Raw genomic sequence first — 18,245 nt, forward strand, 5'->3', positions numbered from 1 at the left:
CGCTTTTTCTTATTTATCTTCGTTATCCTTTGACGTTTCGGAAGAATCTTCGTCATGTTTTGTGTAATCATAATCAGAAGGATTCACCTTCTTAAAACCTTTCGGCTCGTAGAACCGCAGCAGGTCTCCGTTTATGATTTTATCGGACATTTCAAGTTCCTTCTTGACGAGCGAGTCTTCTGACTTGTCGACTTCGGATTCATCGAGTTCTTTTCCGGTTTTCGTGTCGTAATACTTACCGGATATTTTCGTGTACTTCGGTGAAATAAAGTCTCCGTTTCGGAACGGAATCACTTCACGGTGTTCTTTCGATAAAATATCAGAACCGGACATCAGATAGTCCTTCGTATCCACTCCGAGCAGATGCAGAATGGTAGGAGCCACATCAACGTCTCCGGCATATTTATGAACTTTCTCGCCCTTCACGCCGGCAGCGTGGATAAAGAGCGGCACCCGTTGAAGCTGGGCGTTGTCGTAATCAGTGATTTCATCCTTGCCAAGCACTTTCGCCATCGCTTTATTGTGGTTTTCAGAGATGCCGTAGTGGTCTCCGTACATCACAATAATCGATTTATCATATAACCCGTCTTTTTTCAGATCATTGAAGAATTGTTCAATAGACTGATCAAGGTAATGGGCTGACTGGAAGTAGTTATCGACGACAGAGTCACCAAAGTCTCCAGCCGGGAAGTCTGTATCCCCCTCATCCATTCCGAATGGGAAGTGGTTAGACAGGGTAATGAACTTCGTATAGAACGGCTGCGGCAGGCTTTCCAGCAGCGGCATTGATTCTTTGAAGAACGGTTTGTCTTTCATGCCGTAGTTTTTCGTGTTTTCTTCGTTCATGTCATAATAAGCAGAATCAAAGAATTTATCAATGCCTTCCGCCTTGTACATTTCGTTACGGTTCCAGAACGTCTGCGTGTTCCCGTGGAAAGTAGCAGATGTGTAATTCTTAGACTTCAGAATCGCCGGAACGGATTGCAGCGTGTTTTGCGCTTTGTTTACGAAAACTGAACCTTGAGCCAGCGGGTACAGAGAGTTTTCCATCATAAATTCAGCATCAGATGTTTTGCCTTGTCCCGTTTGGTGGAAAAAGTTATCAAAGTAGAACGTTTCGTTATCATGTGCCAGTTTATTTAAGAACGGTGTCACTTCTTTGCCGTCAATTTTATAGTCGATGATAAATGACTGCAAAGATTCAAGTGAAACGTAAATGACGTTTTTTCCTTCCGCTTTGCCGAAATACACGTTATTCGGCACATCGTAATTGGCTTTCATGTAGTTTTCTACTTCCGTCACGTCGCTGGAATCGGCAAGCGCGCGCTGGCTGTTGGACTTGATATTCTGTACAGCGTCATAAATCGTGAAATTGTATGTTCCCAAGTATTTCACAAGATAGTTCCGGTCGAATGATCTTGTCAGCAATTCAGGACGGTCTGATTCCGCAACTGCCAGGTTGATCAAGAACACAAGAATTGAAGACGCAAAAATAATTCGGAACGATTTTTTGCTTGACGTTTCGGCAGGCTTGTTTACTTTGATCGCCAAGATGATCAGGATGATCGTATCGATAAAGTAAAAGGCGTCAGTCGGTCTCATCAGCGAAAATGCGCTGTCACCGAGTTGGCCGCCGTTTGTTTTAGCCTGCATAATGACCGGAATTGTAATAAAATCATTGAAAAATCTGTAGTACACAATGTTGGCGTACAGTAAAAAAGACATTAAAAAATGAATCACTATAATGGCTGTCTGCTGTAATTTTTTCTTGAACAAGAGTCCAAAGCCAAGAAAGAACAAGCTTGAGCTAAGAGGATTCACAAAAAGCAATATTTTTTGTATCGTGTTGTCTATTCCTAAGTTGAAGTTCAGGACATAACCGACATACGTCTTGATCCATAACAGGACGACCGCAATTAAGAAGAAGGCCAGTCCTCTTTCTTTTATAAATGTTTTCATTGTTACACTCCTTTTTTCCGATCCAGTTCGAGCGAAACGATAGAAAAAACGAACGTATCCAATATAACACGAATCAGCAGATTAGAAAAGTGAAAATCGTATGATGGAGAAAGTGGCGAAAAACGCCGTCGAATCAACGTTTCGCTTTGATATGACCAAATGTAAAACAAGGTATCTTTCTAGAAACAAAGGAATAAAATGGTACATTGGGAATTGTATGATAAAATATAAGGTATAGATAAAAAGAGGTGAAATGATGGATTTTTCCCATATTGTGTCTGAAGATAAAATTAAGCGCGCCATCAAAGACGGGGACTTTCAAAACCTCCCGGGAATGGGAAAGCCGCTGCCGAAGGATGACGCGGCACACTTGCCGGAATCGCTGCGCATGGGCTATCGTATTTTGAAAAACGCGGGAATGGCAGAGGACGAGGGTGCGCTCAAAAAAGAGCTTATGACCATCGACCATTTAATCGAAAAGTGCTATGACGAAAAAGAACGCGAGCAATTAATCAGAAAAAAATCTGAAAAGCAATTGCTGCTTGATAAGCTTGTCGACAAAAAAGGCATGTTTTCAAAGCCAGCATCCGCTTTTTATAAGAATAAAGTATATGACCGGCTTGGACGAAACAGGCCTTCTTCCAGCTGATTTGTCTGATCTGCAGGATGGCGATTGATAAAAGCCATCCTTTTTATGTTCCAAGTTCTATGTCAAAAGGTTTATGTTTTTCCATCTATGGGAAATGACCCATAAACGAAAAAAGGGTGATGGGATGGAACGACTATTAGTATGGATAGAGCATATATCTGATTGGCTGTGGGGCCCGCCGCTAATCATCCTGCTGACGGGGACAGGGTTGTATTTCACTATTTTGCTGAAAGGTTTTCAATTTCGCTATCCTTTATACATTTTCAAACAGACAATTGGCAGCGTAGGAAAAAAGCCGAAGGGAGAGGGCACAGTCACACCGCTTCAGGCATTGACCTCAGCCCTCAGTTCAACGATCGGTGCAGCGAACATTGTCGGTGTGCCTGCCGCTATTATGTTTGGAGGGCCGGGAGCGGTTTTTTGGATGTGGCTGATTGCCTTATTTGCCATGGCGATTAAGTTTTCTGAGAGTGTTCTTGCTGTTCATTACAGAGAAAAAAATGAGCAGGGTGAATACGTCGGGGGACCGATGTATTACATAACAAAAGGGCTGCGCATGAAATGGCTCGGCGTATTCTTCTCTGTTGCGCTGATTGTGGAGCTGATCCCGAGCATTATGGTTCAGGGAAATTCGGTTTCAGTCTCGCTTGCCGAGACGTTTTCTTTCAATAAAATATACGCAGGAATCGGAATTGCATTTTTGATTGGGTTAGTGGTGATAGGAGGGGTAAAGCGGATCGGAAAAGTAACAGAGTTTGTCGTGCCTCTTATGGCAGGGGCATACGCAGGTGCCGGTCTCCTGATTGTTCTCATGAATCTATCATCAGTGCCGGCGTTTTTCTCTCTCATCTTTTCAAATGCGTTTACCTCTTCTTCAGCAGTTGGAGGGTTCGCAGGTGCTGCGTTGGCGGAAACCGTTCGCTGGGGATTTGCCCGCGGGCTGTATTCTAATGAAGCCGGGATGGGAACAGCCCCGATTGCACATGCGGCAGCAATGACTGATCATCCTGTGCGGCAAGGGTTTTGGTCTGTGATCGGCATTGTCATTGACACCTTGATCATCTGCACGACCACCGCTTTTGTCGTTCTTGCATCTGGTGTCTGGACAGGGAAGAACGCCTCAATTGACCCGGCAGCACTGACGACGGCTGCATTTCAGCATTATTTCGGTTCTGGCGGAGGGTACTTCGTTTCGGTTTCCCTAGTCTTCTTTGTCGTATCAACCATTATGGTTGTCATTTTTTACGGCGTAAAGCAAGCTGAATTTCTGTTCGGGCGGCTGGCAGGACACGTGATCAAATTCGTTTATTTAGCGGCTATTATCATAGGTGCCGCAGGCGGAGCAAAAGCCATTTGGGGTTTTTTGGACTTAGCATTGGCTTTTATTCTCGTTCCAAATGTGATTGCGCTGTTGTTATTGAGCAGAAAGGTAAAAGCGCTGTACACCGAATTCTTTACATCTGAACAGTACTACCTGAAAGATATAAGAAAAACAAAACAGAATCCTGTTTATCAAACAAAAGAAGCTAAAAATTCCTAGTGCTTTGCTTTGGCGCCGAACAACGCTTTGCTTTTTATGATCAAATAAATGAGTAAAGGCAGCAAAAGAGAAATCACTACATTAATGATTGGTTTGATTCTGTTAAAGTCGATTAGCTGATTTGTATTTAAAAAGAACCAAAAGCTGCATACGACTGAGAACATGCCGATTGGTGTATACATGGCTTTCGGGTCGATTTTTGAGTGTAAAAACGAAAGGCCGTATACCACGATATATAGGGAACCTGCTATCTTCACCATAATGACCGGAATCCAAAAGGCCGCGATGATCAGGTCTGAGCGATCCAGAAAATCCGTAATGCGGATCTGCCTGATGACCATATAAGCAGGATCAAAGAAAGTAGATGTCAGGTTGGGACCAAAGACAGAAATTGAAGAAAATAACATCACGGCCAGCAATAAAAGCGCCCAGCAGTATCGCGAAAATGGTGTATTTTAGCGGGATGCTTCGGTTTGAGAAGAGAAGCGGAAGGATAATCAATTCCCCCATTGTCCCAAACGCGTAATAGCCTGATTGAAGGTATGGGATTAGACCTTCAAAAACAGGCGTCAAGTTTTGAAGCTCAATTTGTGTGGCCAGCGTAAATGGAAGGAACAAGACCAGGGTGCCGAATGGAAATAAGAATATCTGCGCCATTCTGGTCAATGTTTCTTTTCCCTCTCTGGCAATACAGATCGCCACAAAGATAATAACACCGCCAAGAACAGCCATTGGTGTTCTCGGGAGAAATAAAATGTTAATCAAATTGATGAAAAAACGTATATCATGAGCATTGATTAACAGGAAATACAAAGAAAACAGTAAAATGATAATCCGGCCTGCGATTGGTGAGGAATCGCTCAGCAGCTCATAGATATTTTTATCCTGATGCTTTTTCATTAGCCTATGCATGAGCCAGAGTGCCGGAATCACGATGACAACGCCGAGGATGTAGCTGTGCCAGGCATTTTGTTTTGCTGATTCGATCATGAGAATCGGAGCATGCTTTAATCCGACCGCTAACGTATACAGTGCTCCGAAAAATAATCCTTGGTATGCAGAGGTCTTGTCCATAAAGCACATCCTTTCTGTCATGTTCAAAACGGAATATATTTAAACAGGTGCCCCAGCCGCGGAAGCAGGGGATTCACTCTCATATAAATCCATAGAAAAGCACTTCCTGCAATCAGCAGGCTGAAGGCCCATTTTGTTAGATTGTTTGCGGAACGAAAATTCTTCCATTCATATGCGTATATGGCAATGCACACAATCAATGTCTGTACGATATAGCTGATCATGCTAACGCACCTCCATTAATGGCTGATCGTTTTGTATAGGACACCGCCCTGCTCAATCGTCACAATTGGGACGACGTGAACCTCCATATCCTTATATACCTCTTCCCATTCCTTTTTCAGCAGATTCTTCGTGGTTGCCGTGCTTCTGATGGTCCTGTCTTGAAAGCCGGCCGGGTCTGCCTTTAGCTTTTGCAAACGATGAACGGTGCTGATCACATCCTTCTTTATGGTTCTGTTTAATGCTTTTTGAATGATGTAATACTGGTCATTTTCTCTCGTCTCATAGGTTGATTGGTTTTCCATAATAATTCCTTTAGCTCTGATCTCGATTGTCATTGACAGCTTTCCGTTTTTTTCAGCGGCATGAAAGGATGCATTGGACTTTTGAAGCTGAATGGATGCTTGTCCCATTTGATTCGGCAGGTCTACTACGAATTCTGGCTGGCGGGCTTGATTCAGCAACATCAGGGCTGCTGTCATGTGTTCATCTTTGAAAATATCCATCAATCTGTCTTTTTTAAAAATCGCAAGCCCGTCAATTTTCAAATTAGATTTGCCTTTCCCTCCAGGTTTTGTTTTAGATGCAGAGATGACCGGTGCATACGGATCACTGCCTATTTCTACTAGATCAGACATGAATCTGCTTAAAAAAACGGGGCGGCTCGTTGCGATAATGGCCAGCTCCCGAATCATTTCCGCCGGAAACTGTTCAAGCTGAACATCGGTGTTTAAAATGTCCCGCGCTTCTCCCCGGCTGACTAAAATGAGCGCCGTTAATCTGTTCTGCGGATTTCGCGTTAAAATATCAAAGACTGGGGCAACGCCGTCTCTCGCCATATCTTCTCCAATAATGACTGTACGTCTGTGGGACGTATTGATTGTCCGTGACAAGGAGGTTTGCAGCTTGTTGTTCGCTTCTCTGATCGTAGTGCCGGAAGCTGAATCAACATACCATGTTTTTGAACCGGCAGTTCCGCCGCCGCCCCCTGTTTGTCCGCCTAATTGGCCGACCAAGGGAATCTGCATGGCCACTCGATACTGATCTTTTTTCTTATCAATGGCTGAGCTGACAACAAATGCAATGTCATTGATTTCTGTCCGGTCCCAGCACCCCGTTAGAAGGATACAAATGAGAAGCGGCAAAACACACTTATATATTGTTTTCTTCATCTTTTGGGTCCTCTCTTTTCGCTCCCTTCTGTCCGTTGCCGCGCGAATACGTGCCCGGCCTTCTGGTCATCGTCCACCAAGGCGCCCTGACAAAAATATCTTTTACTTCATCTCGTTTAAACGGAGAAATCCCGGATAAATAAGGAATGCCGAAAGATTGCAGCTTGCATAAATGAAGCACTAAGATAATCGTGCCGAGCATAATGCCGAATATCCCAAAAATACTTGCCAAAAACATAAGCGGGAAACGAAGCATCCTGATGGAGATAGCTAAGTTAAACCGCGGAATTGTAAATGACGCGATCCCTGTTAACGATACGATGATCACCATGGGGGCAGACACAATTCCCGCTTCAACAGCGGCTGTCCCAATGACTAGGGCTCCGAGAATACTGACGGTCTGGCCGATGGTTTTCGGCAGGCGCACTCCCGCCTCACGGAGAGCCTCAAAAGAAATTTCCATAATCAATGCTTCTATGATGGCGGGGAAAGGAATCGGTTCACGAGCGGAGGCCACACTGAACATTAAGTTTGTCGGCATTAAGTCCTGATGGTATGTAATAACGGCAACATAAATAGCCGGCAAATATAAAGCAACGAATAAAAACATATAGCGAAGCCAGCGGATTAAGTTAGACATCAAATAACGCTCATAGTAATCTTCACTGGCCTGCATAAGCTGCCAAAACGTAATCGGGCCTGTTAAGACAAAGGGCGTATTATCTGTGAAAATGGCAAATCGGCCTTCGAGAAGCTGGGCGGCGACAGTGTCCGGCCTTTCTGTGTATTGCAGCTGGGGGAATGGCGAGTACGTGTCGTCTTCGATAAACTCTTCAATATATCCGCTTTCTAAGACAGCATCAATCTTTATCTTTTTGATTCTTTTTTTTACTTTGTCAATGACCTTTGGATCGGCAAGCCCGTCAATATAGGCCAAGACAACATCGGTTTTGGTTTTCGTGCCGATTTTAAACGAGATCATTTTAAGCTGAAACGTTTTGACGCGAAAGCGCACAAGAGCGGTATTGACCCTGAGGCTTTCAGTGAAGCCCTCTCTTGACCCTCTGATGGTCGATTCTGTTATCGGCTCTTCAATGCTTCTTCTTTGTCCGCCTTTTATATTTAAGATCAGGCCTTTTGAGTGCCCGTCGGCAAATAAAACCGCGTTCCCCTCAATGATGGATGCAGCCACTTTGCTCATACTCGTTTCTAATGCAACACTTGAAATTGATAGTGTATTTTGCAGCGCCTCTTCATGTTCATCTATTTGATCCGTCAAATGCATTAAGAAAGGGCGGAGGGCGTGATCCTGAATATGTTCAGATTTTACAATTCCTTCGATATAAACAATAAATCCGCACAGCCCGTTTCCAAAGTCAAATTGTCTAAATACGATGTCTGAGCAGCCTTCTGTTAATAAGGTCAGATTTTCGAGGTTTTCCTTCAAATTGGGAGAGATCGGTCTGTCCTGATTGTCTTCAAGCTCTTTGATGAGCTGAAGCGCTTTGTCGCGTTTATTCATAGAGGCTCACCCTGCTTTTTAATGTCATATTCAATAAGTGCTTGTGACTTTTAGGGTAACCTTGTCTGTTTCATATATTCCAGACTAGGATGAAAGCGCTATAAAAAAGTGTTGACTACCTGTATATACAGGAATACAATATGATTATAAGTTGTATATACAAGTTATAAAAACGGATACGGAGGGGTTGGCATGGGGGAACTGAACAAATCGGCACGTCAGATTGTCGAAGCAGTCGGCGGTGCTGAAAATATTGCAGCGGCAACTCATTGTGTTACACGTTTGCGTTTTGCTTTAATAGATGAAAGCAAGGTTGACCAAGAGATGCTTGATCAAATTGATGTGGTAAAGGGATCATTCTCGACAAACGGACAGTTTCAGGTCGTAATCGGCCAGGGAACTGTCAATAAAGTATATGCTGAACTGGTTAAGGAAACGGGGATTGGCGAGTCAACAAAGGATGAAGTGAAGAAGGCCTCAGAAAAAAATATGAATCCTTTGCAGCGTGCTGTGAAAACGCTTGCAGATATTTTTATTCCAATATTGCCTGCGATTGTCACGGCGGGTCTTTTAATGGGGATCAATAACATTTTAACGGCGGAAGGCATTTTCTTTAGCACAAAATCGATTGTGCAGGTTTATCCGCAGTGGGCGGATCTTGCTAATATGATTAACCTAATTGCAGGCACGGCCTTTACGTTTTTGCCTGCGTTAATCGGATGGTCTGCCGTCAAGCGGTTCGGCGGCAATCCGCTTCTCGGCATCGTGCTCGGGGTTATGCTCGTGCATCCTGATTTGCTGAATGCGTGGGGATATGGCGCGGCAGAACAAAGCGGAGAGATCCCGGGATGGAATCTATTCGGCCTAGAGGTGCAGAAAGTCGGCTATCAGGGCCAGGTGCTCCCAATTTTGCTTGCTTCTTATATGCTGGCGAAGATTGAGGTATTTTTAACAAAACGCACACCTGAGGGCATACAGCTGCTCGTTGTCGCACCAATTACGCTTCTCTTAACAGGATTTGCCTCTTTTATCATTATCGGCCCGATTACATTTGCGATCGGTAATGTACTGACTTCAGGGCTTATCTCGGTGTTTGGTTCTTTTGCTGCACTGGGCGGTCTGTTATATGGCGGTTTCTACTCAGCGCTCGTGATTACCGGTATGCATCACACGTTTCTTGCAGTCGACCTTCAGCTCATCGGTTCAAAGCTCGGCGGCACCTTTTTATGGCCGATGCTGGCGCTTTCTAATATCGCACAAGGTTCGGCGGCTCTGGCCATGATGTTTATCGTGAAGGATGAGAAACAAAAAGGCCTCTCCCTCACATCAGGGATTTCTGCTTATCTTGGCATTACAGAGCCTGCCATCTTTGGGGTGAATCTGCGATACAGATTCCCGTTTATCATTGCAATGGTCAGCTCTGGCCTGGCCGGAATGTATATTTCTTCTCAAGGTGTGCTGGCAAGCTCCGTTGGTGTCGGCGGCGTGCCGGGGATTTTCTCAATCATGAGCCAGTACTGGGGCGCGTTTGCAATCGGGATGGCTATTGTATTGATCGTGCCGTTTGCCGGAACATACGCGTATGCGAGATTCAAACATAAATAACAAATGGGGAGCGGGACGTGTTGAACGTTCCCTTTTCCCATTTTCAATTTAAATATGGTGGTGGAAACAGATGAAAACAGAACAAACGCCATGGTGGAAAAAAGCTGTGGTTTATCAAATTTATCCGAAAAGCTTTAACGATACGACGGGAAACGGTGTCGGCGATTTGAACGGCATTATTGAAAAGCTGGATTACTTAAAAACACTTCAAGTGGATGTGCTATGGCTGACGCCGATTTATGATTCTCCTCAGCATGATAATGGGTATGATATCCGTGACTATTACTCGATTTATCCTGAATATGGTACGATGGAGGACTTTGAGCGGCTAGTGTCCGAAGCACATAAAAGAGACCTGAAAGTCGTCATGGATCTTGTTGTCAATCATACGTCAACAGAGCACAAATGGTTTCGCGAGGCGATCTCTTCAATAGACAGCCCGTACCGTGATTTTTATATATGGAAAGACCCGCAGGAAAACGGTTCTCTTCCGACAAACTGGGAATCGAAATTCGGCGGCTCGGCATGGGAGCTTGACGAAGCATCGGGCCAATACTATTTGCATCTGTTTGATGTGACGCAGGCTGATTTGAATTGGGAAAATGAAGAGGTCAGAAAGCATGTCTATGACATGATGCATTTTTGGTTTGAAAAGGGAATAGACGGCTTTAGGCTTGATGTCATCAACCTGATTTCTAAAGATCAGCGCTTTCCGAATGCGGAGGAAGGCGACGGCCGCTCTTTTTACACTGACGGGCCGCGGGTGCACGAATTTCTGCATGAAATGAACGAAAAGGTGTTTTCGCATTACGACAGCATGACGGTCGGTGAGATGTCTTCAACAACCGTAGACCACTGTATCCGGTATACGAATCCTGACAATAAAGAACTTGATATGACATTCAGCTTCCATCATCTCAAGGTTGACTATCCTAACGGCGAAAAATGGGCCTTGGCGCCGTTTGATTTTTTGAAGCTGAAGGAGATCCTATCTGACTGGCAAACGGGGATGCACGCAGGAGGAGGATGGAACGCTCTGTTCTGGTGCAATCATGATCAGCCGCGCGTTGTATCAAGATATGGAGATGATGGCGCATATAGGGTGAAATCGGCGAAAATGCTTGCTACGGCCATTCATATGATGCAGGGCACGCCTTATATTTATCAGGGCGAGGAGCTGGGGATGACGAATCCGAAGTTTACTGACATAAGCTCCTATCGGGATGTCGAATCGCTGAACATGTATCACGCCTTTAAGGAAAAAGGAATGGCTGATCAAGAGATTACAGCCATTTTACAGGCGAAATCCCGTGACAATTCCAGAACCCCCGTTCAGTGGGATGCTACGGAGAATGGCGGTTTTACAACGGGCACACCGTGGATACCGGTTGCCGGAAATTACCGGGAAATCAATGCTGAAGCGGCGCTAAGGGATCAAAATTCGGTGTTTTACCATTATCAAAAATTGATTCAGATTCGCAAAATGTATGACATTGTGACAGAGGGAACGTATGAGGTAATCGCAAAGGATGACCCGAACATTTTTGCGTATCTCAGACATGGCAGCAATGAAAAGCTGCTCGTGATCAATAATTTTTACGGGACAGAGGCGGCCTTTACACTGCCGGACTCTTTAGCGCCTGACGAATGGAAGGCAGAGGTGCTGTTGACGAACGATGAAGCAAGGGAAGGGCTTCAGAACATGAAGCTCCGCCCGTATGAGTCCATTGTTTATCGTTTAACGAAACCGTGTTAAACTAAGCTGGGTGGTCCATAATGAAGGTGAATAAATTCATCACAATTTATAAAGACATCGCACAGCAAATTGAAGGCGGCCGATGGAAAGCGGAGGAGATTCTTCCGTCTGAACATGAGTTGACCGCACAGTACGGTACATCAAGAGAAACGGTCCGAAAGGCGCTTCATATGCTCGCGCAAAACGGTTATATCCAGAAAATCAGGGGAAAAGGCTCCGTCGTGCTCAATCGTGAAAAAATGCAGTTTCCCGTTTCGGGCCTTGTCAGCTTCAAGGAGCTCGCACAAACGCTTGGCAAAGAAACGAAAACAACTGTACACAAATTCGGGCTGGAGCCTCCGTCAGAGCTGATCCAAAAACAGCTCCGGGCCAATCTGGATGACGACATCTGGGAAGTCATCAGGTCTAGGCAGATTGACGGGGAGCATGTGATTTTGGACAAGGATTACTTTTTCAGAAAGCATGTCCCTCACCTGACGAAAGAAATTTGTGAAAACTCCATATATGAATATATAGAAGGAGAGCTCGGTCTTTCGATCAGTTACGCCCAAAAAGAAATTGTCGCCGAGCCGTGTACGGACGAGGACAGAGAGCTGCTCGATTTACGCGGCTATGACCATATGGTCGTGGTGAGAAACTACGTCTTTTTGGAGGATACCAGTTTGTTTCAATATACGGAAAGCAGACACCGTCTCGACAAATTCCGATTTGTTGATTTTGCGCGGCGGGGGAAATGAGAGAGGCGCCTGCCTGCGGCAGCGCGCTTTTTTGTTTGGTATCAAAATTGATACTATCCAACAAAAATGTGCGTACTTTTACTTTTTATCATAATGGCTACAATAGAGATGAGAGTAACCTAAAGGAGAGGTGTTTTACATGGCAGATCTAAAGAAACAAATTCTGGATGCATACAATTTCAGGCATGCGACTAAGGAATTTGACCCGAATAAAAAAGTGTCAGACAGCGATTTTGAATTTATTTTAGAAACAGGAAGACTGTCTCCGAGCTCACTCGGCCTTGAGCCTTGGAAATTTGTCGTCGTCCAAAATCCGGAATTCCGCGAGAAGCTTCGTGAATATACATGGGGCGCACAAAAGCAGCTGCCGACCGCAAGCCATTTCGTCCTGATTCTTGCGCGTACAGCGAAGGATATCAAATATAATGCGGACTACATCAAACGTCATTTAAAAGAAGTAAAACAAATGCCTCAAGACGTATACGAAGGCTATTTAAGCAAAACAGAAGAATTCCAGAAAAACGATTTGCATTTGCTTGAAAGTGACAGAACATTGTTTGACTGGGCATCAAAACAAACCTATATCGCGCTTGGCAACATGATGACTGCCGCTGCGCAAATCGGTGTTGATTCCTGCCCGATCGAAGGCTTCCAGTACGATCACATTCACCGTATTCTTGAAGAAGAAGGCCTTCTGGAAAACGGAAGCTTTGATATTTCTGTGATGGTGGCATTCGGCTACCGAGTGAGAGACCCTCGTCCGAAAACAAGATCTGCTGTTGAAGATGTTGTGAAGTGGGTTTAAATAAAGAAAGCTGCTCGCTTAGCGAGCAGCTCTTTTTTTATGCCTGATTCGCTCTATTCTGTTTTCTCCTCTGATGTAAGTACATTGCCGTTCCGAGTGCGCTGATCAGAAATCCGGCCAACAGGATCGAGTACATGGATGTGGCTGTGTCCGGAAGCAGGCCGCCAGCCGGACCGTCTGTTCCTGATCCGCCCGAACCGTTTCCTCCAGAGCCGTTAGTCGGTTGAGTGCCGGGAGGCGTATCATTTCCTCCGTTTCCGTCAGTTGGCTGTTTTCCGCCTGGTTTGTCGGAGCCGCCGCCATGATTGCCATCATCACCGCCTGTCGGTTGATCTGACGGGAATGCAGGCGGTTTGTTGTTCTCTCCGGAATTTAAGATCGTGTATTCGCTGAAGTGGTTTGTATATCCTGTCACCATATCATCATCGACTGATCCGTGATCTGTCTTTGTGAAAGCTTTCTTTTTCCTGTCGACATGATAAATGGCAGGGTTATGGGCTTCTTCAATATCAAACATGCGAAGCGAAAGCTGAACGGGCTCCTTGAATGATTTTATTTCTTTTCCTTTTTGCTTCACTGTAAAGTCATATACATCTGCCAGTGACACATCCAATTCTCCCGTCGACTTGATTCCGATTGCAGTGTCTGCTGATTTAAGGTTCGCCATTGGCATCTTCATGCTGTACCAGTAGTTGAACACCGTCAATGAAGGATCTGACTCTCTTTCTTTCAAAAGTTTGACCTGATCTTTTTTCATTTTAAGATTGATAGGCTTCTCTTGAGATCCTTCATGTGTTCCATAATAGACAAGTGGCGTGTTGGCATTTTTAGCGTAAATCGCAAATTTGTCTTCATCAAGTGTCCAGCTGCCGTCCTTCTGCTTTGTCGGCAGGAATACTTCTTTGATCCGTCCTTCAAGTTTAGGAGAGACCTTGTTTCCTAGTTTTTTCAGCTGTTCGGTGAAAATCTCATAATCAACGTAGCCAAGGTCTTCACCATGGGAGGCTTCTGTAAAGACAGAATATCCGTCTCCTCCGGCACCGACAAAATTATTCGTTGCCACGCGGTAGGTATTGTCAGGATCAAGATTAACTGTTTTTCCGTCACGCATTTCCAATTTGACTTCAAGAACACGGTGTCCGGGTTCCTTGTTTAATGTAAACGTATATTGGATTCCGGCCACCTGAGGGAAGGCGCCGCCTCCGTTTTCCACATTGCTTAATCCTTGTTCAAGAGCTTCTTTAATTTGTTTTCCGGTTAAATCGGCCACGTAAAGCGTATTGCCGAACGGCATCACGTTGAGCACCTCGCCGAGTGTGATATCACCTTTGTCAATGCCGGCTCTGATGCCGCCGCCATTTGTTATCGCTATTCTGGCGCCGGCTGCATCTTTCGCTTTTGCCAGCATACCGTCCGCGATGAAGTTTCCGAGATTCGTTTCTTTCGTGCGCACATGCTCACGCTGGCCGTCAAGCGCCACATCCGTATAGCCGACTTTTTCATTTTTCACGTCTTCTAATTCACTTTTGAACTGATCAAGTTCTTGTTTTGCTTCTGCGTTTTCTTCTGTATGCTCATCAATTGGCAGCACGCTCAGATTTGATTTGTCTGTTTGCACAACGCCATTTTCATCAAACGCGACATCAACGCGCCCCAAGAATTGGCCGTATTCTTTTGCCTGCGCCACGATCGTCGGTTCTTCGTTGTTTACGACCTCCATTTTGTCAACGAGGGTGTGAGTGTGTCCGCCGATGATCAAGTCAATGCCTTTTACTTTTTTGGCTAGCTCAAGATCCCGGTTATGACCGATATGGGTTAAAGCAATAATTTTATTTACTTTTTCTTCTTCCTGAATCGCTTTGACGGTGTTTTGTGCTGTTTCAAAGGCATCATTGAATACGATGCTTTTGCCCGGGCTTGAGGTTGTGGCTGTGTCTTCGGTTGTCAGTCCGAACACGGCCACTTTCTCGCCGTCAACGTCTAACAGAATGTACGGATGGATGCCCGGCTCTTTCTTTTCTCCCGCAGTAAAGGTCTGCGGCTTTTTGACAAATGATTTCAGCTTGGGCTCATTTGACACATCTACGTTTGCACTGACAATCGGAAATTCCGGCGCTTCAAAGTGATAGCGGTTCGCCGGATCAACGGTTGCGCTGTTTCCGCTTAGAAAATCAGAAAGCACTGTCGGGCCTTTATCAAATTCATGGTTCCCGAAGGTCATGGCGTCATAGCCCATCATGTTCATCATTTTCAGATCGGCCAAACCGTTCCATTTTGTAAAATACAGATTGCCGGAAAACACATCTCCCGCATCAAGGAGAATGTTGTGATTTGTTTCGCTGCGTACTTCGTTGATTTTCGTCATTCGTCTCGCTGCATCATCGAGATGTGCGTGCGTATCATTGGTGTGCATGACGGTCAGATCCCACAGTCCGTCTTTAGGAGGATCTGGATTTGTATCATCATCGAATTGCAGCTTATACACACCATAGCCTTCATTCGCAGACTTGCCTACATAAGCGACATCGTCTGCTTTATCGGCAAATGGCTTGGCCAAAAGCGAGGATTCAAACGTCAGATTCGTGCCGGAAACAGGCGCGATTGACCAGTTTTTGTCTGCCTTTGGATTGACTGTTTTTTGTTCAATAATGTAATCCATCAGCACCTGCCTGTTTTCAACCGCAGAGCCGTGGACAATTTTATCGCTCGTCAGATGAGGGAACCCGCCGCCTCCGGACGCACGATAGTTATTGGTGACGACGAGAAATTCCTGGCTTGGGCTGATCGGCTTGCCTTCATAGGAAAGATTGATGATCCGGGATGAATCCGCATTGATCACTTTTCCGTTCTCATTGTATTTAGCCGGTTTTGTCACATCGACCTGATATGTGACACCGTCAATCACGTCAAAATTATAGGAGCGGAAATTCTCGTTCAGCAAGGCCTGGTCGCCGCCTTTAGCTGGATCAATTTGATTGAATTGGCCTGCTGACATCTCCAGCCAGTCCTTGACCTCGCTGCCTGTCAGCTTGACGATTTGAACAGTATTATCGTAAAGATACAAGTCACCGACATTTTTAATCGCAAGATCTCCGGCTGGAATGTTTGTATAGTAATTGGCTCCGTTTCTGCCGCCTGCTTTAAACGGCGCTCCAGCGGATAAAATCGGCAGGTTCTTGTACTCGGTATCCTTCATTTCTTTTTCAGCGTACCACTTTTGCGCGTCAGTCACGATCTGAATGGAAGGATCATCTTTGACCTGTGCAAAGAAGCTGTTAATATCTGCTTCGGTTTTGCCGACTGGCTTTCGTACATACTCCAGTGTGTTTTGGTGTGTTTGCTGAATGGTGTTTGTAACGGTTTCGTTTCTTGATGTGACGTTGCCAGCAATAGATTCAATACTTCCTTTGGAATCTGCTACCTTCCATGAGCCGTCCGCCTTTTCAAGCTTGAGGTCAATCACGCCTAAATATTTGCCCCAGCTGCTTGGCATGACGACAGGAATGCCGTTAATTGTTCCCTTTTCCACATCGAACTGAGCAACACCCGCATACTCGGCGGAAGGAAAGAGTCCGTGCTGATGGCCCGAGATAATCGCGTCAATGCCTTTCGTTTTGGTGGCAAGGTCAAACACGGCGTTTTCTGCACCTGATGATTGTGACTGCTTTTCAATGCCGGTGTGGGCGAGGGCAATAATGACATCTGCGCCTTCCGCCTTCATTTTCGGGATTGTTTCATTGGCGGATTCTACGATATCCTGCACCTGCACCTGCCCCTCGAGATTCTTTTTGTCCCATGTCATGATTTGCGGCGGGACAAAGCCTATGTAACCGACTTTTACTTTCTGCTCATTACCGTTTTCATCAATGAGGGTTTTTTCATTAATCACATACGGCGTATAACGGTTTTCGCCGCTAGTTGTTTTGACGTTGGCATTTACAATCGGGAAATCGGCTCCTTTGATTGTGCCGTCGAGAAAGTCGAGCCCGTAGTTGAATTCATGATTGCCAAGCGTTCCGGCGTCGTATTTCAGCGCATTCATGACGCTGATAATCGGATGGGTTTTCGTGCCGGAGATAATGTCGTCTTTTTGATATTTCACCGCGTATTCACCCAGCGGATTCCCTTGAATCAAGTCGCCGTTATCCACAAGCAGGGTGTTAGGGTTTTGCTCGCGGTGCTTTTGGATCAATTGCGCTGTTCTCGCCAGACCGAAATCCGCCGTTTCTTTGTCGCTGTAGTAATCGTAATCCATCATGTTGGCATGAATATCAGTCGTAGCCAAAATACTCAGATGCACCTGAGGAGCCGCGCTTTCTTCTGCATGAATGGGTGGTGTTGGGAGGATTAGGCTAAGTATCATAATTGGGGGCAAAAGAATACGGAGAATGTTTTCGACGTGTGTTCGTCTTTTCTGTATTCTCACCAGTTCTCCACCTTTCAACGAAATTTGTGTTACAGCTCCTATTGTAAGAATATTTTGTAACTATTTGTAGGTGTTTCTTTATGATTATTGTAAAAGGGAGAAAAATGAGTATTATGTAGCAGTATCAAGCGACAAATACTGGGTATTTATGCTTATCGTTTGTCACAATCGCGGAATGTTTATTTTAGTGTGGCTGGGGTAGAGTGTTTTATGTAGACATATAAAGCGGGAGGTTATGAATCATGGGGAAAAAAATTGCAGTTGTTTTAACAGATTATTTTGAGGACAGCGAGTACTCTGAGCCTGCGAAAGCCTTTAAAGAAGCGGGACATGAACTGACTGTCATCGAAAATGAAAAAGGAAAAACAGTAAAAGGCAAGCAGGGAAAAGCGGAAGTGACGGTTGACGCGTCCATTGACGACGTAAATCCTTCAGACTTTGATGCGCTTTTGATTCCCGGAGGATTTTCACCAGACCAGCTTCGCGCTGACGATCGTTTTGTCCAATTTACAAAAGCGTTTATGACTGACAAAAAGCCGGTATTTGCCATTTGCCACGGCCCGCAGCTTTTAATCAATGCGAAAGCGCTCGACGGCCGAAAAGCGACGGGCTATACGTCCATTCGTGTTGACATGGAAAACGCCGGTGCCGACGTTGTGGACAAGGAAGTGGTTGTTTGCCAGGATCAATTGGTCACTAGCCGCACACCGGACGATATACCGGCATTTAACCGCGAGTCATTGGCATTGCTTGCGAAATAAGAAAAAACGGGCGCCCG

At 45.2% G+C, this 18,245-nt stretch carries 13 protein-coding genes and 1 pseudogene; 8 read left to right on the plus strand and 6 right to left on the minus strand.

Annotated elements, in window-relative coordinates; translation table 11 throughout:
- Nucleotides 1-9: 9 nt before the first annotated feature.
- Nucleotides 10-1,959, minus strand: a complete 1,950-nt coding sequence (gene ltaS, locus WA279_RS13910) for a lipoteichoic acid synthase (protein ID WP_003233694.1) — start codon at nt 1,957-1,959, stop codon at nt 10-12.
- Nucleotides 1,960-2,059: 100 nt separating this feature from the next.
- Between ltaS and WA279_RS13915 the strand changes: the two genes are divergently transcribed.
- The 3 genes from WA279_RS13915 (at nt 2,060) to WA279_RS13925 (ending at nt 4,148) form a co-directional block, all read left to right on the plus strand.
- Nucleotides 2,060-2,197 carry a hypothetical protein gene (locus WA279_RS13915; protein ID WP_327828954.1) on the plus strand — a complete coding sequence of 46 codons (138 nt, stop codon included), beginning with the start codon at nt 2,060-2,062 and terminating at the stop codon, nt 2,195-2,197.
- 18 nt (nt 2,198-2,215) lie between these two features.
- Nucleotides 2,216-2,608: a J-domain-containing protein gene (locus tag WA279_RS13920; protein ID WP_003233692.1), complete on the plus strand. Its 393-nt coding sequence runs from the start codon at nt 2,216-2,218 to the stop codon at nt 2,606-2,608.
- Between the two features lie 124 nt (nt 2,609-2,732).
- Entirely contained in the window at nt 2,733-4,148 is a 1,416-nt protein-coding gene (locus WA279_RS13925) for an alanine/glycine:cation symporter family protein (protein ID WP_015715497.1), read from the plus strand.
- Here the strand turns inward: WA279_RS13925 and WA279_RS13930 are convergent.
- From WA279_RS13930 to WA279_RS13945, 4 genes and pseudogenes are all read right to left on the minus strand, one after another.
- Nucleotides 4,145-5,222 (minus strand): annotated as a pseudogene (locus WA279_RS13930) (endospore germination permease). The gene WA279_RS13925 and the pseudogene WA279_RS13930 overlap by 4 nt on opposite strands.
- 23 nt (nt 5,223-5,245) lie before the next feature.
- Entirely contained in the window at nt 5,246-5,446 is a 201-nt protein-coding gene (locus WA279_RS13935) for a hypothetical protein (protein WP_003233686.1), read from the minus strand.
- Between the two features lie 15 nt (nt 5,447-5,461).
- Nucleotides 5,462-6,616: a Ger(x)C family spore germination protein gene (locus WA279_RS13940; protein WP_336155698.1), complete on the minus strand. Its 1,155-nt coding sequence runs from the start codon at nt 6,614-6,616 to the stop codon at nt 5,462-5,464.
- Nucleotides 6,597-8,138 carry a spore germination protein gene (locus WA279_RS13945; RefSeq protein ID WP_336155699.1) on the minus strand — a complete coding sequence of 514 codons (1,542 nt, stop codon included), beginning with the start codon at nt 8,136-8,138 and terminating at the stop codon, nt 6,597-6,599. The genes WA279_RS13940 and WA279_RS13945 overlap by 20 nt, the downstream gene beginning before the upstream one ends.
- A 192-nt stretch (nt 8,139-8,330) precedes the next feature.
- Between WA279_RS13945 and treP the strand changes: the two genes are divergently transcribed.
- From treP to WA279_RS13965, 4 genes are all read left to right on the plus strand, one after another.
- On the plus strand, nt 8,331-9,743 hold the full coding sequence (gene treP, locus WA279_RS13950; protein ID WP_336155700.1) for a PTS system trehalose-specific EIIBC component: 1,413 nt from the start codon (nt 8,331-8,333) through the stop codon (nt 9,741-9,743).
- Nucleotides 9,744-9,813: 70 nt separating this feature from the next.
- The gene (treC, locus tag WA279_RS13955) at nt 9,814-11,499 is read left to right on the plus strand and encodes an alpha,alpha-phosphotrehalase (RefSeq protein WP_336155702.1); all 1,686 of its coding nucleotides are present in this window, start codon (nt 9,814-9,816) and stop codon (nt 11,497-11,499) included.
- Between the two features lie 20 nt (nt 11,500-11,519).
- Nucleotides 11,520-12,236, plus strand: a complete 717-nt coding sequence (treR, locus tag WA279_RS13960; RefSeq protein WP_160244137.1) for a trehalose operon repressor — start codon at nt 11,520-11,522, stop codon at nt 12,234-12,236.
- 139 nt (nt 12,237-12,375) lie between these two features.
- Nucleotides 12,376-13,041 (plus strand): NAD(P)H-dependent oxidoreductase, encoded by a 666-nt coding sequence (locus WA279_RS13965; RefSeq protein ID WP_014476144.1) that lies wholly within the window; start codon nt 12,376-12,378, stop codon nt 13,039-13,041.
- Between the two features lie 37 nt (nt 13,042-13,078).
- On the opposite strand, the gene WA279_RS13970 is transcribed toward WA279_RS13965, so the two are convergent.
- Nucleotides 13,079-17,467: a multifunctional 2',3'-cyclic-nucleotide 2'-phosphodiesterase/3'-nucleotidase/5'-nucleotidase gene (locus tag WA279_RS13970; RefSeq protein ID WP_336155705.1), complete on the minus strand. Its 4,389-nt coding sequence runs from the start codon at nt 17,465-17,467 to the stop codon at nt 13,079-13,081.
- A gap of 242 nt (nt 17,468-17,709) precedes the next feature.
- Between WA279_RS13970 and yfkM the strand changes: the two genes are divergently transcribed.
- Nucleotides 17,710-18,228, plus strand: coding sequence for a general stress protein 18 (gene yfkM, locus WA279_RS13975; RefSeq protein WP_251188078.1), 519 nt, complete (start codon nt 17,710-17,712; stop codon nt 18,226-18,228).
- Nucleotides 18,229-18,245: the final 17 nt, after the last annotated feature.

Source organism: Bacillus sp. 204(2023), assembly GCF_037027505.1.
GTDB lineage: Bacteria > Bacillota > Bacilli > Bacillales > Bacillaceae > Bacillus > Bacillus subtilis.